Source organism: Bradyrhizobium sp. 154 (genome assembly GCF_023073875.1).
Classification (GTDB): domain Bacteria; phylum Pseudomonadota; class Alphaproteobacteria; order Rhizobiales; family Xanthobacteraceae; genus Bradyrhizobium.
Genome location: NZ_JADPKG010000066.1, coordinates 1 through 1544, shown reverse-complemented (window position 1 = coordinate 1544; position 1544 = coordinate 1). Strand labels below are relative to the sequence as shown.

General features: G+C 62.6%; 1 protein-coding gene. It reads left to right on the top strand.

The window, feature by feature from the left end; all coding sequences use genetic code 11:
- Positions 1 to 171 precede the first annotated feature (171 nt).
- Positions 172 to 1521, top strand: coding sequence for an IS5 family transposase (locus IVA92_RS17020; protein WP_247275680.1), 1350 nt, complete (start codon positions 172 to 174; stop codon positions 1519 to 1521).
- Positions 1522 to 1544: the final 23 nt, after the last annotated feature.

Here is a 1544-nt window from a genome sequence, read left to right as displayed (position 1 = left end):
TAGTCGTCCGTGAAGAACCTCCAAGCGGTTGATCAAGAATCAGTTTTCGGGGCGAGAAGGTCTTGGGGATTGCAAACTTTCGGGCTTTGACGGCCCAAAAGCTTGCAGTTTCATTTTTGAGGATTCCGTCGAATCACGAGTCGTGATTCCGTCGTCGCATCGGAGGGAGCGATGCGACCAAAGGAACGACGCGGGACGGGACAAACCGATCTTCTGCGCTCGCGGCTGGACGCGATCATCGATATGGGGCACCCGCTGGTGAAGCTGGCGGGGACAATCGACTGGTCGTTCCTGGAGCAGCGGTTCGGGGCGGTCTACGAGGACAAGCCGGGCCGGCCGCCATTGCCGACGCGGCTGATGGCGGGGCTGGCGATCCTCAAGCACACCTACGACCTCTCCGACGAGGTCCTGTGCGAGCGCTGGGTGGAGAACCCCTATTACCAGTTCTTCTGCGGCGAGGAGTTCTTCCAGCACCGATTGGTGTTCGATCGCTCTTCGCTGACGCGCTGGCGCCAGCGGATGGGCGAGGAGAAGCTGCAGGCTTTGCTGCAGGAGAGCCTTTCGGTTGCCACCAAGACCGAGGCGCTCAAGCCGTCCGATCTCAATCGCGTCATCGTCGACACGACGGTGCAGCCCAAGAACGTGATGTTCCCCACCGATGCGCGGCTGCTGAACCGCGCCCGCGAGATCCTGGTGCGGCTGGCCAAGAGGTACGGCGTCAAGCTGCGCCAGTCCTATGCCAGGGTGGGCAAGTTCGCGCTGATCAAGCATCAGCGCTATGCCCACGCCAAGCAGTTCAAGCGTGCCAACAGGGCCTTGAAGAAGCTCAAGACCTATCTCGGCCGCATTATCCGCGACATCGGCCGCAAACTCGGGGGCAACGCCGACTTGCTTGCCGGGATCGTGCTGGAGCGCATGCTGGCGCGGGCGCGACGCGTGCTGGAGCAGAAGCAGCACCGGCGTGGACCCAAGGTCTATTCGCTGCACGCGCCCGAGGTGGAGTGCATCGGCAAGGGCAAGGCCCACCGGCCTTACGAGTTCGGCGTCAAAGTCTCGGTTGCAACGACGCTGGCGCACGCCAAAGGCGGTCAATTCGTGACCCACGTGAAGGCGCTGCCCGGCAACCCCTATGACGGGCATACGCTCGCAACCGTCATCCCGGACATGGAAGCCCTCATCGGCAATACCCTCGAGCGCCTCCTCGCCGACAAGGGCTATCGCGGCCACAATGCCCCACCCGATTACAAGTTCAGGGTGTTCACGTCAGGGCAGAAGCGGCGGGTGACGCCACAGATCACGCGCGAGCTGCGAAGGCGGTCCGCCGTCGAACCGGTCATCGGCCATCTCAAATCCGAGCATCGAATGGGCCGCAATTATCTCTGGCATCGCGAGGGCGACGCCAGCAACGCCGTCCTCGCCGCCGTCGGCTACAACTTCCGCCGCCTGATCTGCTGGCTCAGGCTCTCGTTGTGGCAAATCCTGGCCATCCTCTTCGCCCGACCCCAAATCAATCCAGCCTGAATTCAGGGTTCTTCACGGACGAC

Bases quoted from the DNA above. Each gene is read 5' to 3' on its own strand.
- IVA92_RS17020 (WP_247275680.1), top strand. From the start codon at position 172: ATGCGACCAAAGGAACGACGCGGGACGGGACAAACCGATCTTCTGCGC.